15 protein-coding genes are annotated in these 25244 nt (G+C 47.7%); 14 read left to right on the top strand and 1 reads right to left on the bottom strand.

Annotated elements, in window-relative coordinates; translation table 11 throughout:
* Window position 1: 1 nt before the first annotated feature.
* From BUB37_RS08415 to fucP, 11 genes are all read left to right on the top strand, one after another.
* Window positions 2–1594: a sulfatase family protein gene (locus BUB37_RS08415; protein ID WP_094766605.1), complete on the top strand. Its 1593-nt coding sequence runs from the start codon at window positions 2–4 to the stop codon at window positions 1592–1594.
* 48 nt (window positions 1595–1642) lie between these two features.
* On the top strand, window positions 1643–3052 hold the full coding sequence (locus tag BUB37_RS08410; RefSeq protein WP_212635268.1) for a sulfatase-like hydrolase/transferase: 1410 nt from the start codon (window positions 1643–1645) through the stop codon (window positions 3050–3052).
* A 387-nt stretch (window positions 3053–3439) separates the two neighbouring features.
* Complete coding sequence (locus BUB37_RS08405) at window positions 3440–6586, top strand: SusC/RagA family TonB-linked outer membrane protein (protein WP_094766603.1); 3147 nt, start codon at window positions 3440–3442, stop codon at window positions 6584–6586.
* Window positions 6587–6602: 16 nt separating this feature from the next.
* A complete protein-coding gene (locus tag BUB37_RS08400; protein ID WP_072991693.1) occupies window positions 6603–8108 on the top strand; it encodes a RagB/SusD family nutrient uptake outer membrane protein in 1506 nt (501 codons plus the stop codon).
* Between the two features lie 80 nt (window positions 8109–8188).
* Window positions 8189–10024 (top strand): arylsulfatase, encoded by a 1836-nt coding sequence (locus tag BUB37_RS08395; protein WP_212635267.1) that lies wholly within the window; start codon window positions 8189–8191, stop codon window positions 10022–10024.
* 27 nt (window positions 10025–10051) lie between these two features.
* Window positions 10052–11566, top strand: a complete 1515-nt coding sequence (locus BUB37_RS08390) for an alpha-amylase family protein (RefSeq protein WP_072991689.1) — start codon at window positions 10052–10054, stop codon at window positions 11564–11566.
* A 209-nt stretch (window positions 11567–11775) separates the two neighbouring features.
* Window positions 11776–13104: an L-fuconate dehydratase gene (locus tag BUB37_RS08385; RefSeq protein ID WP_072991686.1), complete on the top strand. Its 1329-nt coding sequence runs from the start codon at window positions 11776–11778 to the stop codon at window positions 13102–13104.
* 6 nt (window positions 13105–13110) lie between these two features.
* Entirely contained in the window at window positions 13111–13887 is a 777-nt protein-coding gene (locus tag BUB37_RS08380; protein ID WP_072991683.1) for an SDR family NAD(P)-dependent oxidoreductase, read from the top strand.
* Between the two features lie 56 nt (window positions 13888–13943).
* Entirely contained in the window at window positions 13944–14798 is an 855-nt protein-coding gene (locus BUB37_RS08375; RefSeq protein ID WP_072991680.1) for a fumarylacetoacetate hydrolase family protein, read from the top strand.
* 10 nt (window positions 14799–14808) lie between these two features.
* On the top strand, window positions 14809–15594 hold the full coding sequence (locus BUB37_RS08370; RefSeq protein WP_072991677.1) for an L-fucose dehydrogenase: 786 nt from the start codon (window positions 14809–14811) through the stop codon (window positions 15592–15594).
* A 51-nt stretch (window positions 15595–15645) separates the two neighbouring features.
* Complete coding sequence (gene fucP / locus BUB37_RS08365; protein ID WP_072991674.1) at window positions 15646–16965, top strand: L-fucose:H+ symporter permease; 1320 nt, start codon at window positions 15646–15648, stop codon at window positions 16963–16965.
* Between the two features lie 68 nt (window positions 16966–17033).
* Here fucP and BUB37_RS08360 read toward each other — a convergent pair whose 3' ends face one another.
* Entirely contained in the window at window positions 17034–17480 is a 447-nt protein-coding gene (locus BUB37_RS08360; RefSeq protein ID WP_072991670.1) for a response regulator, read from the bottom strand.
* A gap of 497 nt (window positions 17481–17977) precedes the next feature.
* Between BUB37_RS08360 and BUB37_RS08355 the strand changes: the two genes are divergently transcribed.
* The 3 genes from BUB37_RS08355 to BUB37_RS08340 all read left to right on the top strand — a co-directional run bounded on the left by BUB37_RS08355 (window position 17978) and on the right by BUB37_RS08340 (window position 25229).
* On the top strand, window positions 17978–20182 hold the full coding sequence (locus tag BUB37_RS08355) for an alpha-L-rhamnosidase-related protein (protein ID WP_244526764.1): 2205 nt from the start codon (window positions 17978–17980) through the stop codon (window positions 20180–20182).
* A 72-nt stretch (window positions 20183–20254) separates the two neighbouring features.
* Entirely contained in the window at window positions 20255–21688 is a 1434-nt protein-coding gene (locus BUB37_RS08350) for a glycoside hydrolase family 140 protein (RefSeq protein WP_072991661.1), read from the top strand.
* A gap of 469 nt (window positions 21689–22157) precedes the next feature.
* Complete coding sequence (locus BUB37_RS08340) at window positions 22158–25229, top strand: SusC/RagA family TonB-linked outer membrane protein (RefSeq protein WP_072991655.1); 3072 nt, start codon at window positions 22158–22160, stop codon at window positions 25227–25229.
* Window positions 25230–25244: the final 15 nt, after the last annotated feature.

Here is a 25244-nt window from a genome sequence, read left to right as displayed (position 1 = left end):
AATGAAATTATCGAAACAAAACATCGCCATAGTTTTATTCAGCTTGTTTGCGATAGCCGTACAATCGCAAAAGAGCCAAAAACCCAATATCGTTATAATTTATACCGATGACCAAGGGTATGGGGATGTAAGTGCCCTTAATCCGGATGCTAAATTCAATACGCCCAATATGGATAAATTGGCCAATGAGGGCATCATCTTTACCGATGGGCATAGCAGTGATGCGGTTTGCTCACCGTCTAGGTACTCGCTGTTAACGGGGCGCTATAGCTGGCGTACCTCTTTGAAAAAGGGAGTTTTGGAAGCCGACGGGCCTTGCTTGATAGAAAAGGACAGGATGACCATAGCTTCCCTGCTCAAGGCGAATGGCTACAAAACGGCCATGATAGGAAAATGGCATCTTCAAATGGAGTTTGAAGGGAGTTTGGGCAAGGACCGCGACTGGTCGAAGCCTTTTACCGACGGACCGATCGAGAGGGGATTCGATTATTTTTTTGGTATCCCGGCTTCCATGAACTACGGTATTCTCACGTATTTGGAAAATGATAGGGTCTTGGACCCACCTGTCTTATGGACAAAAAAGAAGGCCGACAAAAGACCAAGGGCATTTAGTGATAGTATTAATCCGAAAGGGTATCGAATGACACCGCCCTATAGAAGCACCCGCATAAAAGGCACAGGGGGCTGGGTAGAAGTGGCGCCCTCGTTCAACGATGAATTGGTCTTAAAGACCTTTGCGGAGAAGGCGGTTGACTATATTAACGAATCGGCCGCGGAGGCCAAAACCGGTAAGCCCTTCTTTTTATACCTGCCATTGACGAGTCCACATTTACCACATTGCACCCATCCCGATTTTCAAGGACGCAGTAACTGCGGCAATTATGGCGATTTTATGGAGGAAACCGATTATAGGATCGGCCAAGTACTTGAGGCCTTAAAGACAAACGGGATAGAAGACAATACCTTGGTGATATTTTCATCCGACAACGGCGCCGAAACCAACTATGTCTATCAGAGGGAAAAATACGGACACCATAGCAGTTTGAATTTTAAAGGAGGCAAAAGGGATATTTACGAAGGAGGACACCGAGTACCCTTTATCATGCGATGGCCCAAGGTCGTACAAGCGGGAACCCGGTCGGACCTACCGGTTTGCCAGACCGATTATTTGGCCACCATTGCCGATATCGTCGGTGCCGAACTCCCCGATAATGCCGGAGAGGACAGTTACAGCCTCTTGCCGATTTTAAAAGGAAATGCGTATGACCAAACGCTGAGGGGCCCCGTGGTACACCATTCGGTATCGGGCCATTTTGCCATTCGCAACGGAAAATGGAAATTGAATATGCTTCGGGGATCGGGGGGATCGCTAAAACCAAAATTTATAAAACCCAAGGAAGGCGAGGCTCTATTCGAACTTTATAACATAGAGGAAGATCCAGGGGAGACCACCAATCTTTATTTTGATTATCCCGATCAAGTAGAAAGGCTTACGCAACAACTGACCAAGATTATTAAAGAGGGGCGGACCACGCCCGGAAATCCGCAACCCTATATAACCGAGGGCTGGAACTTGCCCGAATGGGTGAATTAAGTCCTTGGCCAATTCAATCGGGCATATAGCTAACCTAAAAAAACAATTATGAAATCGAGAATGACGATAACGCTTTTAGCATGTTTCTTAGTGCTTTCGTGCCAACGGGCTTCCAAGACCAAGAAGGCCGAAGAGGTGGGCCAGGATGGTCGTCCCAACATCATATTCATTTTTGCCGATGATTGGGGCTACGGCGACCTGGGTGTTCATGGCAGTACCTTTTGCAAGACCCCCAACCTTGATAAAATGGCCGCGGAGGGCATCGATTTTCAAAACTTCTCCGTGGTCAATCCTGTCTGTTCGCCCAGTAGGGTCGGGGTCATGACGGGGCAGTTTCCGGCCCGCCATAGTGTACACGGGCATTTTGCATCTGTAGAATCCCATATGAAAAGGGGAATGCCCGATTGGCTAAACCCCCAGGCTCCCATGCTTCCAAGAATGCTAAAGGAAGCGGGCTATGCCACGGCCCATTTTGGGAAATGGCATCTTTCCAATACCCATGTAGAAGATGCACCGAGTCCACTCGAATATGGCTATGACGAATACGGGGCGTTTAACCTGCCGAGCAAGCTGCATCAAATGCAGGCCGACTCGACGCTGTATAAAACGATTGATTTTGTAAAACGAAACAAGGAGAAGCCGTTTTTTGTAAACGCTTGGATCCACGCCACCCATACCCCGCATTATCCCAAGGAAAAGTACATGCGGCAATTTGCCCATTTAAACGGGCAGCAACAGGTTTATGCGGCCGTGGTCGCCGAATATGACGCCCGAATCGGGGAGTTGTTCGAAACCTTGAAAAACTTGGACTTGGATGAAAATACCTTGGTCGTTTTCTCTTCGGACAACGGACCCGAGATCACGGGTGAAAAAAAGATTATAGAGGACAATTCCACAGGTCCGGGTATGGGCACCTATTACTCCGTGGGCGAAACGGCGGGACTCAAGGGGGAAAAACGGTCTTTGTTCGCAGGCGGGGTGCGTATCCCCTTTCTAGTGCGTTGGCCGGGTAAAACACCTTCGGGCGTAGTGGACAAAACTACCGAATTGGCTACCGTCGATCTACTGCCGACCTTTTTGGAGTTGGCAAAGGCGACCTATCCCGAAAATTATGAGCCTGATGGGGTGAGCATCGTATCGGCTATCAAGGGACAACCCTTCGAGCGGAAAAAACCGATTTTCTGGGATTGGCGTTATCCCAGCGAGCGGCCCGATTTTTGGCCGGGCGCGGGTATACAGGAAGGGAATTGGAAGTTGTTGGCAAACGAGGAATCGGGAAGGGTGGAGCTCTATGATATTTCTTCCGATTGGGCGGAGCAGAAGGATGTCTCCGCAGAAAATCCCGAAAAAGTAAAGGAGCTGATGGAAAAGTTCAAGGCCTTTGAAAGGTCCCTGCCCAAAAATCCACCTGCCGATTGCTTCTCAAAAGCACGGCATGCCCTATCCGAAAAAAAATAAGGAAATACGGTCGTTTAACGATTGGCCACAATGCCCCAAAGCCAAAAAAAGCTCCCCTGCGGGAGCTTTTTGGGTTTTATATCCGCCCTAAATGAAAATGGCGAATGCCATAGGGCAAGTTATCCACGATATTTTCGAGTAGGGGGAATGTCAGTTTATTGGAGATTGATTGCCAAAGTAGGCTATAGAACCTGCATAAGGCAAAAAAAATATTGAATCAGGTATTTTTTTTGGTGGTTTGCTGTTTTCCACATCCTTAGTTTTGGATTTGTTGTTTTGATAAATTATTCACTGAATATTTAGCGATTTGAAAATATTTAGGGGTGTTTAGAAGTAATTTATAAAAACGATTGACATACTGATCCAACCACTTTAATTACTAAGAATATGAAAAAACGCAAAACCAAGACTTCTTCCTTTGTACTGGGAGCAAAGGAACTGTATAAGGTGTGCTTCTATGCCTTCCTTATACCTACGTTTATTTTCCAGGCCCATGCGGCTACCATTCCCCTGGAATCGCCAACCGCAAGGTTTTACGATGTGCAACAGCAAATTACGGGTACTGTACTGGATAGTTCGGGAATACCCTTGGCAGGGGTGAACGTACTGCTTGACGGTACCACGACGGGAACACAGACCGACTTTGATGGAAACTATACCATTACCGCGGGTAGTGGCGATGTGCTGGTCTTTTCGTATATAGGAATGAAAACGCAGTCGATTGCGGTAGGTACGTCGGGCACTATCGATGTTACCATGGAGGAAGATGCTGCGAGTTTGGACGAGGTGGTGGTCATAGGCTACGGTTCGCAGAAGAAAAGTGACCTTACCGGGGCCGTGGGCTCTGTCTCGGCAGATGAGCTTCAAGAGCGTCCGGCGGCATCGTTAACGCAATCCTTGTCGGGTAAAATGCCAGGTGTAAGTGTTTCCATCAATTCCGGTAGGCCGGGCGGGAAATCGAACATTAGGATTAGGGGGAATTCGTCGGTTAGTCTTTCCAACGACCCTTTGTTCGTGGTCGATGGCATTATCTTGGTCTCCACGGGATTGGCCAACAATAGCTCGCCCATCGATTACATCAATCCCAACGATATCCAATCGATAGAAGTGCTAAAAGACGCCTCGGCCACGGCAATCTACGGTTCGAGGGGAGCCAACGGGGTTGTTTTGATCTCTACCAAAAGGGGAAGCCAGACAGGGGGGCGAATCAGTTATGACAGCTATTACAGTCTTGGTAACCTGGCTAAAAAGGTCGACGTGCTAAACTCAGCGGAATTTTTGATGATCGAGGAAGTCGCCTATCAAAATGCCGAAAAATACGATGCGGTAGGATTTGCCAATGGAAAGTATACCGATCCCACCCTAAAAAGAAATGATCCAAGACTGTTCGATGCCGACGGAAACCCGCTGTACGATACGGACTGGCAAGACGAGGTAACCCGTGCGGCATTTACCCAGAACCATCAGCTTTCCTTTACCGGGGGCGGCGAAAAAGGCAGTTACGGTGCCTTTCTAGGATACATGGACGAGGAGGGCATCATGAAGGATTCGTGGTTAAAGCGGTATTCCGGCCGTTTTGTCTTCGATTCCAGTATTAGGGATTGGCTCAAAGTAGGCGGTAGTCTCAGTTATAACAATCAAAAGGAACGCATCATACACGATTCGTGGGTCGGTAGGAATATGATCGAGAACATTCCGATAATCCCGGTCAAATATCCCGATGGCAGTTGGGCCAGTAATGCCGATTATCCGGGAATGGAGGGTGGTCCCAATCCGGTTCGGGTCGGCGAGGAGTACAAAAAATACTTACGTACCAATACCGTACTCGGCAATATTTTTGCCAACATCACCCTGGCCAAGGGACTGGATTTCAGAACTTCCATAGGTGTAAACAACGTAGAGCAAAAAACCGATGAGTATGCCGGGCGCGAACTGAACTTTATCGGCACGGCCACCAATGGCTATGCCACCAGGGCCACCAACGAATATACCTCCTGGCAATTTGAAAACTACCTTACCTATACAAAGGAAATTGCCGATGTACACTCGATTACCGGTCTTTTGGGCCTTTCTTGGCAACATATAAACAATACCGGCTTCAGTGCCCGTGCCGAGAATTTTTCCGACGATTTTTTTGGTTTCAACAATTTGGGAGCGGGGTCCGTAGTGGGCACCCCAAGCTCGAGCGCATTTGCCTACGGTCTGAATTCGTATTTTGGAAGGATCAATTACGGACTGCAAAACAAATATTTGTTGACGGTTACGGGCCGTGTTGACGGGTCTTCAAAATTCGGGGAAACGAACAGGTATGCATTTTTTCCATCAACCGCCTTGGCGTGGAAAGTCTCGGAAGAAAATTTTCTGAAGGAATCCTCCACGATTTCAAATCTTAAGCTAAGGGCCAGTTACGGGGTAACCGGTAACTCTGAAATACCGGCGTACGGTGCATTGCCCGGGTTGGGCAACTATGCCTACGTGGTCAATGACGCCGTCGTAAACGGTATCGGTATCGACCGCCTGGCCAATCCCGATTTAAAATGGGAAAAAACGAAGCAGGTAGATGCCGGAATCGAAGTAGGCCTGTTTGACGGACGAATCGCATTCGAGGCCGATGTTTACCGTAAGTTGACCGAAGACATGCTGCTGAACTCGCCCGTTCCTACAAGCAGTGGTTATGCCTCCGTGTTTCGGAACATTGGCAGTATGGAAAACAAGGGAATCGAGTTTTCCTTGGCCACCAAGAATATCGTGAATACCGACTTTTCTTGGAGCACCGACTTCAACATTGCGATCAACAAGAACGAGGTAATTGCCCTTTCCGGAGGAAGCGATATCTTTTCGGGGCGTACCATTATTAGGGAAGGTGAACCCGTCGGTTCCTTCTTTGGCTTGGTCCATTTAGGCACATGGGGAACCGACGAGGCCGATGAGGCCGCAAAGTACTTTAGACTGCCGGGCGATGTTAAAATTGAGGACAGGAACAATGACGGGGTTATAAACCAAGCGGATAGAACAATTATAGGTAAAGGTATTCCCGATGGCTATGGGAGTTTGATCAATACGTTCCGTTATAAAAACTTCGAGTTGTTGGTAGACCTGCAATTTCAATACGGCAACGATATCATGTACATTACTACACGTCCGCAAGAAAACCGTCAGGGTATAGCCAATAGCCTTGCCACGGTATTGGATGCATGGACACCTGAAAATCAGGATACCCCGATCGCCCAATGGAGACCCGTGTCTGCAGGCTATGACAATTTGGATACCTCGCACATGATACAGGACGGATCTTTTATTAGGGGCAGAAACCTATTGCTGAGCTATAATTTTTCTACCGATATAGCCGAAAAACTCAAGCTGAGCAGGCTTAAGATATACACATCGGCCCAGAACTTTTTTGTAAGTACCAAGTATCAGGGCTATGACCCGGAAGTGCAGACCAGTGATACCACCTTCGGACAAGGTGAGGTGAATTTTGACCAATATCCAAAGCCCAGGGTATTCATGATCGGCTTGAACGCCACTTTCTAAACAAAAAACGACAAACATGAAAAATTTGATAAAAACCAAAGTTTACCCAGTGTTGATGGCCTTTCCCATGATCATGGCCGTAGGATGTTCCGACTTTCTAGAAGAAGCCGACCCCTCCAACATTACCGCAGATAGTTATTTCAAGACCGCCGAACATGCGGAGTCAGCCGTATATTCCATCTACTCAAGCCTTAGGGACGTACGTGGAGGCTCCTACGGGGGAAGCCCGTGGCTTATGCTCGAATTTGCCACAGGGTTGGCAGATAGCGACCTGGGCCAGGCCGATAATAGCAATATCATACGCAATTTGACCAATACCTCCGACAACGCCTATGGCAAGGCCTACTGGGATAGTAGCTACCAAGGTATCGCCAATGCCAATTTGGCCATTGCGAACATACCGGGCATCGAGATGGATGCGAATGAAAAAAATCAACTCTTGGGAGAAGCCCGTTTTTTAAGGGCCTACTATTATTACAACCTGGTTAGGATATTTGGAAGCGTTCCGTTATTGACCGATCCCATCGATCTAAGTTCGGAAGACCTGTATGCGCCCCAGGCAAAGGTAGAGAACATTTATTCGCAGATAGTAGAGGACCTTGTCGAAGCTGAATCTTCCGGACTGCCATTTAACGATGCAACTGGAAAGGTTACCCTGGGCGCCGTAAAATCATTGTTGTCCAGCGTATACCTGACCATGGCGGGCTATCCCTTGCAAAAAGGGGATGAATATTACCAGAAAGCGGCGGAAAAGGCCAAGGAGGTCATCGATTCGGGAGAATACGATTTGTTTCCGTCCTATGGAGATTTGCACGACCCCGAAAAAAACAATATTGGCGAGAACATTTTTATGGTACAGTATGAGGCCTTTGTCGATCCGTCGAATTGGCAGCCCCTGATTATACCCTATAACATGAATATTTCGGCGTATTCGGAACAGACGGGGGCCATATATGCCAACCAGGAATTTATCAACTCCTATGACCCCGACGACAAGAGGGTGGCCGAAAAGGAATTTTATTACACCACGTACACCTCAAAGTTCGACAGGACCGATACTATTGTCCTAGGGGGGCATTTCTTGTACAAGCATTTTGATATTGTGGCCAACCTCGAAACGGCGAGTAGTGACCTGAACTGGGATTTGATCCGATATGCCGAGGTGCTTTTGATCTATGCCGAGGCCTCGAACGAAGTGTCAGGGCCGACACCGGAAGCCTATAATGCGATAAACAGTATTAGGACGCGGGCTGAACTTCCTGAGTTATCCGGACTGGGCAAGGACCAGTTTAGGGAAGCCGTTTGGAAAGAGAAGTGGCATGAACTAAGTTATGAGAACGTAACCTGGTTCGATATGGTACGCTTGCGAAAGGCCCTTAATGTATCGACCGGGGATTTTGAGGATTTTGTGGGCCACGAATTCGCCTATGGCCCGACCCTTACCGAACGGGAATTGTTGTTTCCCATTCCAACGGACGAGTTGCGCAACAATGTGAACCTTGTACAGAACCCGGGTTATTAATACCTTGAACGTCGAAGAAAACCGGCGCCCCTTGTTTAAAAAGAGCAAACCTAAATCACGTATTAATTATGATTATGAAGATGTATAAATTAGTAGAAGTTATGGCCGGCGCCATACCTCCCCATCACCATTTTACGACAAAAGGACTTTTGGCATTTTTGGTCTTGACCTTGGGGATGGCTCCCGCCCTAAGGGCACAGGATGCGGCTCGGAAAAAACCGAACGTAATCGTGGTAATTACCGACGATCAGGGTATGGGCGATTTGGGATGCTACGGCAATCCCTATGTAAAAACCCCTAACATAGACAAGTTCTATAAAGATGCGGTGCGCTTTACGAATTATCACGTGTCGACTACCTGCGCACCAAGTAGGGGGGCGATCATGACCGGAAGGCATACCAATCGCCTCAATGTATTTCATACCATAGCGGGGCGCTCCCTGCTTTTTGAGGATGAGGTGATCCTACCCCAGATCTTTGCCCAAAACGGGTATACCAATGGGATGTTCGGTAAATGGCACTTGGGCGATAACTACCCTTTCCGTCCAGAGGATAGGGGCTTTCACGAAGTGGTACGCCATGGGGGCGGAGGCATTACCCAAGGACCCGATTACTGGGGCAACGATTACTTCGACGATACCTATTGGCACAACGGTAAAACGGAAAAGTACGAAGGCTACTGTACCGATGTGTTCTTTTCCGAAGCCATGGATTTTATAGAGACCAACAAAGACAAGCCTTTTTTCTGCTATATCGCGACCAATGCACCCCATGGGCCCTTGAATGTGCCCAAAGATTATTTGGATATGTACAAGGGGATCAAAGGCCTGGAAGAGAGGTTCCAGCGCTTTTATGGGATGATCACCAACATAGACGACAACTTTAAGTTGTTGGAGCAAAAGTTGGATGAACTCGATATTGCCGATAACACCATCCTGATCTTTACGACCGACAACGGTACCGCAGGAGGCAACAAGGTTTTTGATGCCGGACTTAGGGGAGGGAAAGGAAGCGAATATGAAGGAGGCCACCGCGTACCCTTCTTTATTCGTTGGCCCGATGGAAAGCTTACCGGAGGAAAGGATATCGATAAACTGGTGGCGCATTACGACCTTTTGCCCACTTTCGTCGATTTGCTGGGATTGGATTTCAACCCCGTAAAACCCTTGGACGGCAAAAGCCTGAAACCCTTGCTTTACGGCAACGGGGAAGAGTGGCCGAACCGGGTGTTGTACATGGATACCCAACGATTGCAAGATTTGGTAAAGTATAGGAAATACACGGTTATGGACGACAACTGGCGCTTGGTAAACGGTACCGAACTCTACGACATGAACAAGGATCGGGGCCAAACTACGAACGTGTACGACCAACATCCCGAAGTGGTCGAAAAATTGGCCTTGGGCTATGAAAAATGGTGGCAGTCCCTATTGGATGAAAAAGCCAACGAACGCTATGCCTATATCAAGGTCGGTTCGCCCCAAGAGAACCCCAGTCGTATCTCTTCCCACGATATGTTAACCGGTAAGTTTACCCATATGTGGCACCAATATGGGGCGGCCACTGCGGTTCAGGCCACCGGAAAATGGAAGATCGAATTTGTTGAGGACGGGGAGTACAAGATAAGTTTGAGAAGGTTTCCCCGCGAAAGCGGATTGGCTATAAACGAAACCTTTCCAGCGGAGAAAAAAAGGATCGAATTGGACCGTACCATGCCGGCCAGTACCAAATCCGATTTCGAAAGTGCCTATATTTTTATAGCCGACCTCGAAAAAACGGCGAAAATTGCCGAAGACCAGAAAGAGGTCTCCTTTACCGCCAATATTCCGGCCGGTAAATATAATATGGAGGCCCAATTGATCGATAGGGACAAAAGGGTGCACCCCGCTTACTACGTGTATATTGAAAAGCTGTAATTGACAGGGCTGTTATAAAGGCGATCAATGTACAAGCTTAAGCATATAAAAGAGTATGATCACATAGCAAGTGCCACAAGGCTGTGGTGCTTGCTTTTTTTGTTCGCGGTAAATTTTTCCATGGTCGCACAGCTTGTTCCGGACCCCTATGCGGAAACGGATGGCGGGCTTGTGAATGGCGAACCAGTGGCTATCCCTATCGATCCTGAAGCTATTAATGTGCTTTCGGCGGGAAGTGCACTGAAAAGCGGCGACCTGGGCTCCAAGGTATTGAACTTTATGTTTCTATGGGTAGAATCCACGGCCTCCGGGACGCACACCCTGTCGTGGCAGGTACAGGCGCCTTCCTCCGGGGTTTATAAGGTAACTGGGGAAATACTGGGTAAGGATGCCCTTATGGAACTACACTGTAATGGTGAAAAAAGAAACATCGAGGTACGATCGGATGACTGGGGCAGATTGGATTTAGGAAATGTTCGACTTCAAAAAGGGAGGAATAAGTTGGTGTTGAAAATTCGTTCGGACGAAGTTGTCAAGGTTTCGGCCTTGGAGCTTACAAGACCCGGCGTCGGGCAGGCGATTGTCGATCAGGCCATGTCGGTCAGGCAAGACCCCGACTGGTTTAAGGATGCTGGATACGGACTTATGTTTCAATGGACCAATAGGGCAACGCCCAAAGAAGGGGATACCCTTAAGGATTGGGAGCAAAAAGTAAACGATTTTGATGTCCAACGGTTTGTCAATAGGGTCGAAGAAACCGGGGCGGCCTATGTTATTTGGTCGATTACCTGGGGCCAGCAGTATATTTCCGCACCCATAGCTGCTCTTGATAAATTGATTGGGGGCCGTACTACCGAACGCGATTTGCTGGGTGAAATGGCCGATCTGCTCCACGCCAAGGGCATTAAGCTGATTTTCTATTACCATTATGGCTATGATTGCTACCATTCCAAAGACCCTGAATGGATGGAGGTTGCAGGGGGGTATGAAGCGGACAAAAGCAGATTGTATAAAAATGTAAACGATATTATCGCCGAAGTGGGGAGAAGGTACGGGGATAAATTGAACGGATGGTTCTTTGACGGGGCACAACGTTACTACGATTCCCGTTTCGATAATTCACAGGGCGGGCCGCTCAGCGCTTCGTTCAAGAAGATGGGCGAGGCGGCCAGAACAGGCAATGCCAGGAGGATATTGACCTACAATTCATGGATTTTGCCGCGGGTAACGGAGTTTCAAGATTATTACGCGGGTGAAGGGCTACAGCAATTTACAAATTTGGACGGGGGGCGCTTTGTCGAAGGTAAGCACAAAGGGCTGATGGCCCATACCTGTTTCCCCCTTGAAGAAAGATGGGGGCACATTGATTTTAACAGGCCTATTAAAAAGCCCAAATACTCAATTGACGAATTGGTCGGCTACGTAAAGCATGCCCAAGAAAACCGATATCCCCTTTCCATCAACCTCGAAATGTACGAAGATGGATCGGTATCCAGCGAATCCTTAAAGTTGTTAAAAGAGCTCCGGCAAAGGATCCGGTAGGCAATGGCTCGGGAGGGGCCGAAGGGAAAAAGGTCATGAACGGCTAGGAATTATCGATAGCCCGATAGCACCCGTTTTTTTGTGACCATTTTGTGGTCAATACGGCATGGAAAGGGTCTTTTGGGTAAAAAAAGTATTGAATTGGGCACATTATATAGTGGCTTTAAAAAAAGCGGGGTCTTAATTTCGCCTTGTTAATTATAGAACATATGTCAAAAAAAATAACGATTACGGATGTTGAGGTAAAAGACGTCCGTTTCCCTACAAGTAAATCCTTGGACGGTTCCGATGCGATGAACCCCGATCCCGATTATTCAGCCGCCTATGTGATCTTAAAGACCGATTCGGAAGACGGTTGGGAAGGCCACGGTTTAACCTTTACCATTGGTAGGGGCAATGAACTGTGTGCCGCCGCGATCCAATCGTTGGCTCCCTTGGTCTTGGGAAAGACACTTGAAAGCTTTACCGCCGACATGGGTGCCTTTTGGAAGATGATTACGGGCGATAGTCAACTGCGATGGTTGGGGCCCGAGAAGGGCGTGATTCATTTGGCCACGGGTGCCATGGTAAATGCCGTTTGGGATCTGTACGCCAAGGCCGAGGGGAAGCCCTTGTGGAAATTATTGGCCGATATGGGCCCCGAAGAGCTGGTAAAGTGCGTCGACTTTACATACATCACCGATGCCATCACTCCTGCCGAGGCACTTGCCATGTTAAGGGAAAAGGCCGGTACCAAGCAAGAACGAATTGCCCGTTTGAAAGAATCGGGTTATCCGGCCTATACCACTTCCGCAGGTTGGCTGGGGTATTCCGACGAAAAGATGCGCAGGCTTTGCAGGGAGGCGAAGGAGGCCGGATTCGACCATATGAAGATCAAGGTGGGCTCCGATTTGCAGGACGATATGCGCCGTGCCGCGATCATCCGCGAAGAAATAGGGCCCGATCTAAGGTTGATGATGGATGCCAACCAAAAATGGGATGTTGATGAGGCCATCGAAAATATGGGCGAGCTGAAAAAGTTCGACCCCTATTGGATCGAGGAACCAACGAGTCCCGATGATGTTTTGGGCCATGCCAAGATCGCCAGGGCGGTGGCGCCTATCAAGGTCGCTACCGGCGAGCACTGCCAGAACAGGGTAATGTTCAAGCAATTGATGCAGGCCAACGCCATAGGAATATGCCAGATCGATAGCTGTAGGGTAGGGGGCGTCAATGAAATATTGGCCATCTTGCTCATGGCGGCAAAGTTCAATATTCCCGTTTGTCCACATGCCGGTGGGGTGGGACTCTGCGAATATGTACAACATTTGTCAATGATCGACTATATTGCCATAAGCGGTTCGCTGGAAAATCGTATTATTGAATATGTAGACCACTTGCATGAGCATTTTTTTGATCCGGTGGTCATAAAGGACGGGGCCTATATGCCACCTAGTATGCCAGGCTATAGCATAACGATGAAACCTGGATCTTTGGCGGAATATACTTATCCCAATGGAAGTTATTGGCAAAAGGAATTAGAGATACAACAATCGTAAATAGCTATGAAGTTTAGTTTAAATAACAAACAGGCAGTGGTTACCGGTGGAGGTAGCGGTATCGGTAAGGCCATTAGCCTGGCCCTTGCCGAACAAGGTGCCGTTGTCCACATCTTGGAAATGAGCGAGGAAAATGCAGAGGATACCGCGGCCCATATAAAGGATATGGGGGGTAGCGCATTTACTTATGGATGCAATGTGGCCGTACAGGAAGAGGTGAAGGCCGCTTTTACGGCGATAACCGCTGAAAGGCCAATCGACATCCTGATCAACAATGCCGGCATCGCCCACGTGGGAAATTTGGAAAAATGTACCGAGGAAGACTTGGACCGCCTGTACAATGTGAATATCAAGGGAGTCTATAATTGTATGCAAGCCGGTATCGCATCGTTAAAGAAAACCAAGGGGGTAATCGTCAATATGGCCTCGATCGCATCGTCGGTGGGGATCAACGATAGGTTTGCCTACTCGATGACCAAGGGGGCCGTTCTGACCATGACCTATTCCGTGGCCAAGGATTATTTGGCGGACGGTATCAGGTGCAATTGCATTTCCCCGGCCCGGGTACATACGCCATTTGTGGATGGGTTTATAAGTAAAAATTATCCCGGCAAGGAAAAGGAAATGTTCGAAAAGCTGTCGAAGACCCAGCCCATCGGCCGTATGGCCAAACCGGAAGAGGTGGCTAATTTGGCCGTCTACCTCTGTTCGGATGAGGCCTCCTTTGTTACGGGAAGCAATTTTCCCATAGACGGAGGATTTATTAACTTAAACGGCTCGTAGAATAACCGGGGCCCAAAAAATAAACATACAAGCGAATTAAAATATAAAAGACATATATGAAGTTAATCAGATTTGGAAGTACAGGTGCTGAAAAGCCCGGGGTTCAATTGGAAAACGGGACCCGATTGGATGTTTCGGAGTTTATATCGGATTACACCGAGGAATTTTTTGGAGGCGATGGCATTGCCCGCTTAAAGGAATGGCTCGGTAAGAACCAGGAAAATTGCCCCGTCGTGTCGAACGATGTACGTTTAGGTCCCCCTTTGGCGCGTCCGTCCAAAATCGTCTGTGTAGGTCTCAATTATGCCAAACACGCGGCAGAAAGCGGTATGGCGATCCCGAAAGAACCCGTACTCTTCTTTAAATCGACCTCGGCCATTGTCGGCCCCAATGACGACCTTGTCATACCCAAGAATAGCCAAAAGACCGATTGGGAGGTTGAGCTGGCCGTCGTTATCGGCAAAAAGGCCTCCTATGTAGAGGAAAAAGACGCTTTGGCCCATGTCGCCGGTTATGTACTGCACAACGACTATAGCGAGCGCGCCTTTCAAATAGAGCGGGAAGGCCAATGGTGCAAGGGAAAAGGATGTGATACCTTCGCCCCTATAGGGCCGTTTATCGCTACGGCGGACGAGATCGAGGACCCGAACAACCTGGACCTATGGCTCAAGTTGAACGGGGAGACCCTTCAAGACAGCAACACTTCCGACTTTATCTTCAACATTCAGGAAGTGGTCAGCTATATCAGTCAGTTTATGACCTTATTGCCCGGGGATATTATTTCTACCGGAACACCCTCAGGGGTAGGCTTGGGCTTTGACCCGCCAAAATACCTTAAGGCCGGCGATGTCGTTGAGCTGGGTATCGAGGGATTGGGCAGCTCAAAACAACATGTAAAGGCATATCAATAAATAGAGGAAAATGGATTTAAACTTAAAAGACAAAGTCATCATCGTTACCGGTGGTTCAAAGGGCATTGGCCTTGCGATCAGCCAGGCCTTATCGAACGAAGGGGCCATACCCTATATTATCGGACGGAACAAACCGAACATTATCGGGGTTGCCAAGGAAATTGAAAAGAACGGTGGCCAAGTGGGCTTTGCCTTTGCCGAGTTGACGGATCCGGAACAATGCAAAAAGGCCGTTGAACAGGTCGTTGACCGATTCGGAAGAATAGACGGCCTGGTTAACAACGCCGGGGTCAACGATGGGGTCGGACTTGAAAACGGAAGCTATGAAGACTTTATCGCCTCCCTCCACAAAAGTTTGGTCCATTATTACCTCATGGCGCATTATGCCCTTCCCGAACTTAAAAAGAGCAAGGGGGCCATTGTCAATATAGGCTCAAAGACCTCGGTTACGGGCCAAGGGGGCACATCGGGCTATGCGGCTTCCAACGGGGGCAGAAACGCCTTGACCCGGGAGTGGGCCGTAGAGCTTTTGCCCTATGACATCAGGGTAAACGCCGTCATCGTTGCCGAGTGCTATACCCCGCTTTACGAAAGGTGGATCAGTACTTTTCCCGAACCGGAGAAAAAACTGAAGTCCATTACCGATAAGATACCATTGGGCAAGCGCATGACGGAGGCATCCGAAATAGCCAATACGGTAGTATTTCTCCTATCCGACCTGTCAAGCCATACCACAGGGCAGTTGATTTTTGTAGACGGAGGATACACGCATTTGGATCGGGCACTCACAACTTAACCGGGTGCCCCCAACTCAACCAGGCACTCACAACTTAAACTACTACCTACCATGAAAAACAACCAAAAACCTGCAGTAGTTCCCAAGGAACTGTTTATACCTTTTTTATTGATTACTTCCCTGTTTGCCCTTTGGGGCTTTGCCAACGACATCACCAATCCCATGGTGGCGGCCTTCAAAAGAGTACTGGAGTTGAACAATACCCAGGCTTCCTGGGTTCAGGCGGCCTTCTATGGGGGGTATTTTACCATGGCCTTGCCCGCGGCCTATGTCGTGAAGAAATTCAGTTACAAGGTCGGTATCCTGGTAGGGCTTGCCCTATACGCCATAGGGGCACTGATGTTTTATCCGGCCGCCGAATTGGAGAATTACCTGTTCTTTCTTTTGGCCCTCTATGTGCTCACCTTTGGCCTTGCCTTTTTGGAAACTACGGCCAATCCCTATATTTTGGCCATGGGACCCGAAGAAACGGCCACACAGCGTTTGAACCTTGCCCAGGCCTTTAATCCACTGGGGGCCCTTTCCGGACTCTTTGTGGCCCAGGTGTTTATTTTGGGGGCCTTGCAGTCCGACGATGTCGCTGCCGACGGCACGTATATATATGAGACCCTGTCCGAATCGGCAAAGGCCGTGGTCAAGACTTCCGATCTGATGGTCATACGAAACCCCTATGTAGGCCTAGGGCTGTTCGTTATTCTGATGTTTGTGCTGATCGCCCTGGTTAAGATGCCCGAGGGAAAAAAGGAAAACCAGGTGGGGCTGGGGGAGTCGATCAAACGGATTTTTAAAAAGGAACGCTTCGTAGGGGGCATGTTGACCCAAATGTTCTATGTAGGGGCGCAGATCATGTGCTGGACCTACATCTACCAGTATGCCGAGAACTTGGGGATCAACAATAGGGATGCCGTAAACTATGCCTATGCCGCCTTGGTGATCTTTCTATTGAGCCGGTTTCTGTGTACCTACCTTTTAAAATTCATCAATTCGGGAAAGCTGTTGATGATCTTGTCGATTCTGGCCATCCTTTTCTGTGCCGGCACCATCTTTATTGAGGGAATGGGCGGCCTGTATTCTTTGGTGATGGTTTCCTTCTGTATGTCATTGATGTTCCCCACGATTTACGGAATAGCCCTGTCCGGATTGGGCGACGATGCCAAGTCGGCTTCGGCATTCTTGGTAATGGCCATTGTTGGGGGAGCCTTTATGCCCATGCTGCAAGGACTTATCCTCGACATTGGGGGAACGGGCTATAGCGATGTTCTCATATGGGGGGTTCCTGAGGTGAACTTCTCGTTTATTCTTCCGATGCTCTGCTTTTTTGTAGTGGCCTTTTATGGCTATAGGGCATACAAGACCTATGGTCTGGAATAGGAGAACGGAATTTCGCTTCCTGATAAAACACTATTGAAAGCTTAAATATGAGGGAATGGACATTTCGTTTAACCGACAATGTTGATGATGGCCGTACCCCCAAGTTTATTCCTGCGAACAGAGTTCATGGTACGCTCCAAGGCGTAGACCAGTGATTTGAACGAAGACGGTTTATGGAGGTAGCGATTGGCGCCGATGGAGAACAAATGTTCTATTTTTGCCCTATCGAGAAGGGTGGAATAAATAATTAGGGGAACCTTGTCGAATTTCTCGTTTTCGCGAATATCCCGAAGGCATTCTTCCCCGTTCATCAGGGGCATGTAGAGGTCCAAAAACACCAAGTCGGGCAAAGGACGGCCCGAATACAGGTCCGCCATTAGGTCAACCCCATTATCGAATATCTTTAGGTCGACATGTGAATCGGCCAATTCCAAGGCTTCGGAAAACAGTTCTTGGTCTTCACGGTCATCGTCTACTAAATATACGGTCTGAACATTTGGGCTTATCGAATCCATACGGCGTTTTTTTTCCTTGGGTAAACAAAAAATCACTTTCATCCTATTGACTTGTCCGAAGGTAGGGGAATACCATCACGGGTGTTGCTTCTAATGGTTTAAGTTTTGATGCTATACCTATTAAGACCAACATCATCGGTGGGTGTACATGCTGGCGACCGATGGCAAGGGTTCCTTTGCGGTTGGCCATCATGGAAAATGACACCCGGTACGGCTTTGGGAGCTTCCCTGTAAAAAATCCTTGGTCAATCCTTTCTTTACTATTATCTTTTTATATTTTTGTTTTTTTATTAATTTTTATTATTGTTTCTGTTTGTAGGGTATCTTGCGTAGAGCAAGAAGTGTTCAGGTACCGATATGGGGGCGCCTTGACCGGTTTAAAAATGACCGATGTCTGCCCGTGCTACTTTGCCGCCTCGTCTTGTCGGAAGTAATCGATAAGGGAAGGATGTAAAAAACAACGAAACGGAATAGGATAACCACTAAAATAGGGTGCTATGTTTTACCAATTGAATTTGAGGCTTCTTCGTATGTTATGTTTCTTGGCGCTGTTCGTTGTCTTTTTGGTGCCGGGGAGGGTTTCATCCCAGAATACCGATCAAGAAGCCACATGGATTTGGTATCCGGGCGATTATGAAATATGGCTTAGCAATAAAATGCAGGCCCGAAGAACCGAACGGGAAGCCGTACTTCCTCCCCTGTGGCGGTATTACAGTCCCTATGCCTTGGTAACCTTTCAAAAAGAGCTGGAACTGCCCGAGCCCGATGAAGTGACCCTTTATACCGAAGGACGGTTTATGCTTTTGATAGACGATGTCTTGGTGCATGGCCGACCCAAGAAGTTTACAGTTCCGGCTGGCAAGCACAAGATCGTTTTAAGGGTATACAATCAAGAAACCCTACCGGCCATTTATGTTGACGGTACCTACTTGAACTCCGACAATACATGGCTGACGACCCATGAGGACAAGCAATGGATCGATGAAAATGGAATTCCCCATCAATCGGGAACGCCTTGGATCCCGGCCGGGATGTGGAATTTTGACGCGCCCGATAACAAACCCTCTGAATTCCGTTTGCCTACCGAGCCTATGGGAGCAAAAAAAACCGAAGCGGTAGGTTCCGGACATCTTGTGGACTTTGGTAAGGAAACCTTCGGGTATGTCAAGCTCCATGGGGTCAAGGGCAAGGGAAAAATTGCACTGTACTATGGGGAATCCCGCGAAGAGGCCTTGGATTCCCTGAGATGCGAAACACTTGACCATCTCAGTTTCGATCAGGCCGAAGCATCCGATTATACGGTTGGGCAATCGAAGGCCTTCCGGTATGTGCAGGTCCAATCCGATGCGAGCGTAGCCTACGATTCCATATCGATGTTATACGAATATTTGCCTGTTGAATATCGGGGGCAATTCCGCTGTTCAGACGATTTGCTGAACGAGATCTGGGATGTATCGGCCTATACCCTGCATCTGAACACCCGGGAATTTTTTCTCGATGGGATCAAGCGCGACCGTTGGGTGTGGTCCGGCGACGCCCACCAAAGCTACCTGATGAACTATTACCTTTTCTTCGATTCGCCCTCTGTACGCAGAACCTTATTGGCATTGCGGGGCAAGGATCCCGTTACCGCCCACATCAATACCATTATGGATTATTCGCTGTATTGGTTTGTGGGTATCTACGATTACTACCTATATACCGGCGACGAGAGTTTTATCCAAGACTTTTATCCTCGAATGAAGAGTTTGATGGAATACTGTCTCGGCCGACGCAATGAAGACGGGTTTTTGGAACCACTTGCGGGAGATTGGGTCTTTATAGATTGGGCCGATGGCCTGACAAAGACCGGCGAAATCAGCTTTGAGCAAATGTTGCTGGCCAGAAGCCTGGAGGCAATGGCATTGAGTGCGGAAATAGCTGGTGATACCGAAGGTAGGGAGCGCTATCGGTCGCTTGCGGACAAAACAAAGGAAAAACTCTTCGATGTCTTTTGGTCCGATACAAAAAACGTAATGATGCACCAGCGTTTGGATGGCAAGGTAGTGGACGACATAACCCGCTATGCCAATATGTTCGGTATATTCTTCGACTATTTCGATGGGGAACAGAAGCAAAGTGTCAAACAGAATGTATTGCTCAACGACAATATTCTTAAAATCACTACCCCCTATATGCGCTTTTACGAGTTGGAGGCCCTATGTGCCTTGGGGGAACAAGAGTTTGTACTTGATGAAATACGCGACTATTGGGGCGGGATGCTCGATTTGGGCGCCACATCGTTTTGGGAGAAATACGACCCGACCGAACAGGGGAAAGAACATCTCGCCATGTATGGCCGACCCTATGGCAAAAGCCTGTGCCACGCTTGGGGAGCCAGTCCCGTTTACCTCTTCGGAAAATACTATCTAGGGGTCAAGCCCATATCCCCCGGCTATGGCGATTATATAATAGAGCCAAACCTGGGAGGGTTAAAATGGATGGAAGGTAAAGTGCCTACTCCCAATGGTGAAATTTCACTGAGGTGTACCGAACGGGAAATTCACGTGAAATCCGATGAAGGCAGGGGAAAATTGATCATAAAGAGTAGGACGACGCCAAAGACCAATAAGGGTACAATAAAAAAGCTGGACGTCAACGCATATCAAATAGACTTGGAAGCGGGCATCAATTATCAAATCTCATATAAGGCCGTAAAATGATGGCGGCTTAAACGCATTAGGAGAATATTAGGGCCCCATTGGGGCAAAAAAACAAATTTAAATACAGCTAAGATGGAACTATCGTACAAGAGGATAAAATTACTTCTAAGCACCGTGGTCGCGGTTTGTGTGGTTTGGGCATGTAAGACATCACGCGAGGAGACCCGGCAACCTACGGGCCAAAAGGAAGAAGGGCTTCCTAAACTTAAAATATCGGAAAACAACCGGTATTTTATAACCGGGAAAAACGAACCCTTCTTTTGGTTGGGCGATACGGCATGGCTGCTTTTTAAAAAATTGAACAGGGAGGAAATCGAAACCTATTTGGAAGACCGAAAACAAAAGGGGTTTAACGTAATTCAGGTAATGACCTTGCATTCTTTGGACATGGCCAATGTATACGGTGATTCGGCCTTGGTGGGCCAGAACGTTTCAAAACCCTTGGTTACACCGGGCAACGACCCCAGTGATCAAGCAGCCTATGATTTTTGGGACCATGTGGATTATACCGTTGACCTGGCTGAGAAAAAAGGCCTGTATATGGCCTTGGTACCGGTATGGGGAACCAATGTCAAGGGAGGAGGGGTAAGCCAAGACGAAGCCGAGGCATATGCCCGTTTTTTGGCCGATCGGTATAGGTCGAAAAACAATATCATTTGGTTGAACGGCGGTGATACGCACGGCGACCAAAAAACCGAGGTGTGGCATACCATCGGCAATACCCTAAAAGCGGGTGATCCAGATAAGTTGATGACGTTTCATCCATTTGGCCGTATGCAATCCATTGATTGGTTCAATGAAGCGTCGTGGTTGGATTTTAACATGTTTCAAGGGGGGCATAGGCGATACGATCAAGACGATAGTCCGCGTGGCTACGGACAAGACACGTGGCGGTATATCGAAGAAGGGTACGGCTTAAGTCCCATTAGGCCTACCTTGGACGGGGAGCCTTCCTATGAGGGAATTCCCCAAGGCCTTCACGACACGCTACAGCCGCTTTGGACAGCCGATGATTTAAGGCGATATGGCTATTGGTCGGTCTTTGCGGGAGCGGCCGGATTTACCTATGGCCATAGTGCGGTAATGCAAATGTACAGGACAAATGACAAAGCCGCCTATGGCAACAAGGAGTTGTGGTACGATGCCCTACATAGCACCGGTTCCGGTCAAATGATACACTTGAAGAACCTGATGTTGCATTATCCCTACCTTGAACGTATACCCGACCAATCGTTGGTCGCCGACCAAGGAGAAAAATACAACTATCTGGTAGCCACGCGGGGAAAGGGGTATGCCTTAATCTATACCTATAACGGAAGGTTGCTAAAAATAAACATGGGCAAAATTTCGGGCGATGCAATTGAAGCTAGGTGGTATGATCCGCGTACGGGTAAAAGCATCGACATCGGAACCGTTGAAAATACGGGGGTACGCGAGTTCGACCCCCCCGGGGAACCTCGGGACGGCAATGACTGGGTACTCGTGATGACCTCTAAAAATGGATAGGCTCCCGATAGGTAAGGAGCTTTTCTTAACAAGGCCCGCAAGATAAGGGGTACAAGGCCTTTATTGGTGGAGGTAAAACGTCGGGTCGATTTTCAGGGCGGGATGCTTGTTTTCTAAAATCCTTTCAACGGCCATTCTTCTTTTTCGCGGCATCCCCATTTTAACAAAGGAAGGTAAAAGCTCCCCATATCGATTCTTGGTTTTGTTGATAAGGCCTTTGGTTTTAAGATCCAAAATTGTCAAAAGTGGACCGAAATGTTGTTGCAAAATGGATTTTAAGAGGATTGACCTGGTCAAATCTTAAAAGAAACTTAAATATTTTAAGTATATGTAAGTTCTTGTTTTTTAGTTGTTTGTGTTTTCTTGGTGAGGGATAAATTTGTTAAAATCCATAAATCGGAACGATTTGTCCATATCCCACGGACAGACCTGCGATAGTTTAGTACGGTAAACTACTAAACAAGCAACTATGAAAAGACTAAAACAAATTGTGTGGGTCTTATGCATGGGTCTGACCTCAACTCTCATGGCCCAACAGCAGGTATCGGGTGTGGTAAATGATGCCACCAATATGCCCATACCGGGTGTAAACGTCGTAATCAAGGGTACCTCTACAGGTACGGCAACCGATTTTGACGGAAATTATGAAATTGATGTTGAGAAGGGCCAAGTTTTGGTTTTCTCCTACATTGGGTTTAAGAACAAAGAAATTACCTATGAAGGTCAAGGTACCATAGACGTGGTATTGGAAGAAGATACCGCCCAGCTCGATGAGGTGGTGGTCATCGGTTACGGATCGGTAAAAAAGAGCGATTTAACGGGAGCCGTGGCTTCAATTGGTACGGAGCAATTGACCGAGCAGCGCAAAACCGACTTGGGCCAAGCTGTGCGAGGTACCGTAGCGGGGGTAGATGTAAGAAGGCTGAACTCAAAGCCCGGATCGCCTTTGTCCATACGAATAAGGGGGAATACGGTGATTACAAACAGCAATCAGGCCAATAAGGACGGTCAAAGCGATGATGTAACGGAAGATTTGTCCAGGCCCCTGTATGTGGTCGATGGCATTTTTATGGACAATATCAACCTGCTTAACCCTGCGGATATTCAGCAAATGGATATTTTAAAGGATGCATCGGCGACCGCTATTTACGGATCTAGAGGGGCTAACGGGGTGGTGATCATTACTACCAAAAACGGAATCGAGGGCAAGACCCAGTTTACCTACGATGCCTCTTTCGGTATCAGTACGGCCAGCAATCTAGTTGATACCATGTCGGGCGATCAATACGTCGATTTTATTGATGATAGCTTAAGGGCCGAACAATGGGCGGCCCAATGGTTGAACAGTTCTACCCCGAACCCTAGCGCGGACGATTTTTATAATTATAGCATCAACAGGTCTACCGAATTTTTTAACAATGGGGAAACCGACAACATTGCCAATGGGAGGTACTTTGACTGGGTCGATTACATTACCCGGATGGCAATGCAGACCAGCCATACCGTTTCTATGTCGGGCGGGCAGAATGGTTTGGTCTATAGTGGGTCTATCGGCTATTTGAAAGATGAGGGGGTCGTAGGTAACGATCAAGCTTATGAAAGATATACATCGTCGGTGTCGTTGTCAAAGAAAATAAACAGATTAACGATTGGCCTAAGGGCATATCTTTCGTATTCCGAACAAGAATCGGGCAGTAGGGAACTTTTTAGAAGTGCCTACAGGTTGCCGGTTACCACGGATCCATACGACGACAACGGTGAAATCCTACTGGTTCCCGATGAAGAGGATCCCCGCTTTATGAACCCTTATTACGAGATTAATGGGGCATGGAAGGTCAACCAAAGGATATTGAACGTGATCTCAAATTTTTACCTTACGTATGAAGCCAACGATTGGCTAAACTTGAAAACGACTTTCTCGCCCAATTTGTCGACCACAAGAAATGGTGAACATAGGGGCTTGCTGACCAAGGCGGCAAGAAACGACCCCTCGAGAACCAGGGCGTACTATGGTGTTGATTGGAAAAACTCATATACTTGGGACAATACCGCGGATTTTAACTTCGATATTACCGATAATCAAAAATTAAGCACCACCTTAATTGCTTCGGTCTATTACAACCAATTGGAAGGTAACAACATCGAAACGAGGAATGTTCCCGATTTTCACGGCTATTATAATACAGGTGCCGGTACCGATATCAGGGAGAACAGTTCGTACTATCAAAAGGAAACCACGGCATCCTTCGCCGGTCGTTTAAACTATAACATCAATGATAAGTATCTTCTCACCTTTACGGGTCGCTACGATGGCGCTTCCAAATTGGCCGAAGGAAACAAGTGGAATTTCTTCCCATCCGCGGCATTGGCATGGAGGGCAAGTGAAGAACCCTTTTTGCAAAAGGCCGATTGGCTGAGCAACCTTAAGCTGAGACTGAGCTACGGTAAGTCGGGCAACTACAACACCGTTGGGCCCTACCAATCTTTCGCCTTTTTGAATGAAGCCAATTACTTTTTTGGCGATAACCTAACCAATGGAAACGTTGTTAGCGGATTGTCTAACAGTGAATTGACCTGGGAGGAATCTGAAGAAGTCAATATCGGCCTCGATTTTGGGATGCTTAACAATAGAATCAACTTTTCCTTGGAATTGTATGACAAAAGGACTGAAGGAGCCATCTTTTCGAGAAACCTATTGATGTTGACAGGTTTTGATAGTGCGGTAGGTAATTTTGGCTCCATGAAAAACAGTGGTGTCGAATTTACCCTGAATACCAAGAACATCCAAACCGACAATTTTAGCTGGAGTACCAGTTTGAACTTTGCCAAAAACAACAATGAGATTCTAAAACTTGATGGCGATTTGGATTTACAGGTTTTCGGAACCCATAGTGCACTGATCGTAGGGCAACCCTCCGACGCTATTTATTCGTACGAAAAGGTGGGTATTTGGCAGATCGATGAGGCCGCCGAGGCAGCGGTATACGGAGCGGTACCCGGCGAGTATAAGTTCAAGGACCAAAACAATGACGGGGTACTGGATGCCGTAAACGACAAAGTCGTTATCGGTACAACGGCACCCGATTGGACAGGGGGCATGACCAACACCTTTACCTATAAAAACCTTGATCTGTCGGTTATGATGTACACCAGACAGGGAGTCTTTGGTCATTCGGAATTTCATCAGCACCACGATGTCAATGCAAGTGAAACCCAGTTCAACAAAATAAATACTTCGTACTGGACCCCCGATAACCCAAATGCTGAAAACCCCTTACCAGGTATTACGCCCAAGGTAGGTGAGTACTGGTTCGAAGACATGTCCTTCGTCAAGGTAGGAAATATCGGAGTAGGGTATAATTTCCCAAGTGACCTATTGGATAGGCTGAATATGTCGAGTGCACGTTTGTCGCTCGACGTTCAAAACCCTTTCACCTTTACCGATTATGAAGGGCCAGATCCTGAAACAGGGCTGCAAAACTCATACAATATGAGCTTTCAGACACGCACTACGTTGATAGGTTTAAAAGTTGCATTCTAAAGATAAAATTTTAAG

The organism is Pseudozobellia thermophila, from assembly GCF_900141855.1.
In the GTDB taxonomy this organism is placed as follows: domain Bacteria; phylum Bacteroidota; class Bacteroidia; order Flavobacteriales; family Flavobacteriaceae; genus Pseudozobellia; species Pseudozobellia thermophila.
This window is presented reverse-complemented; position numbering and strand designations above follow the sequence as displayed.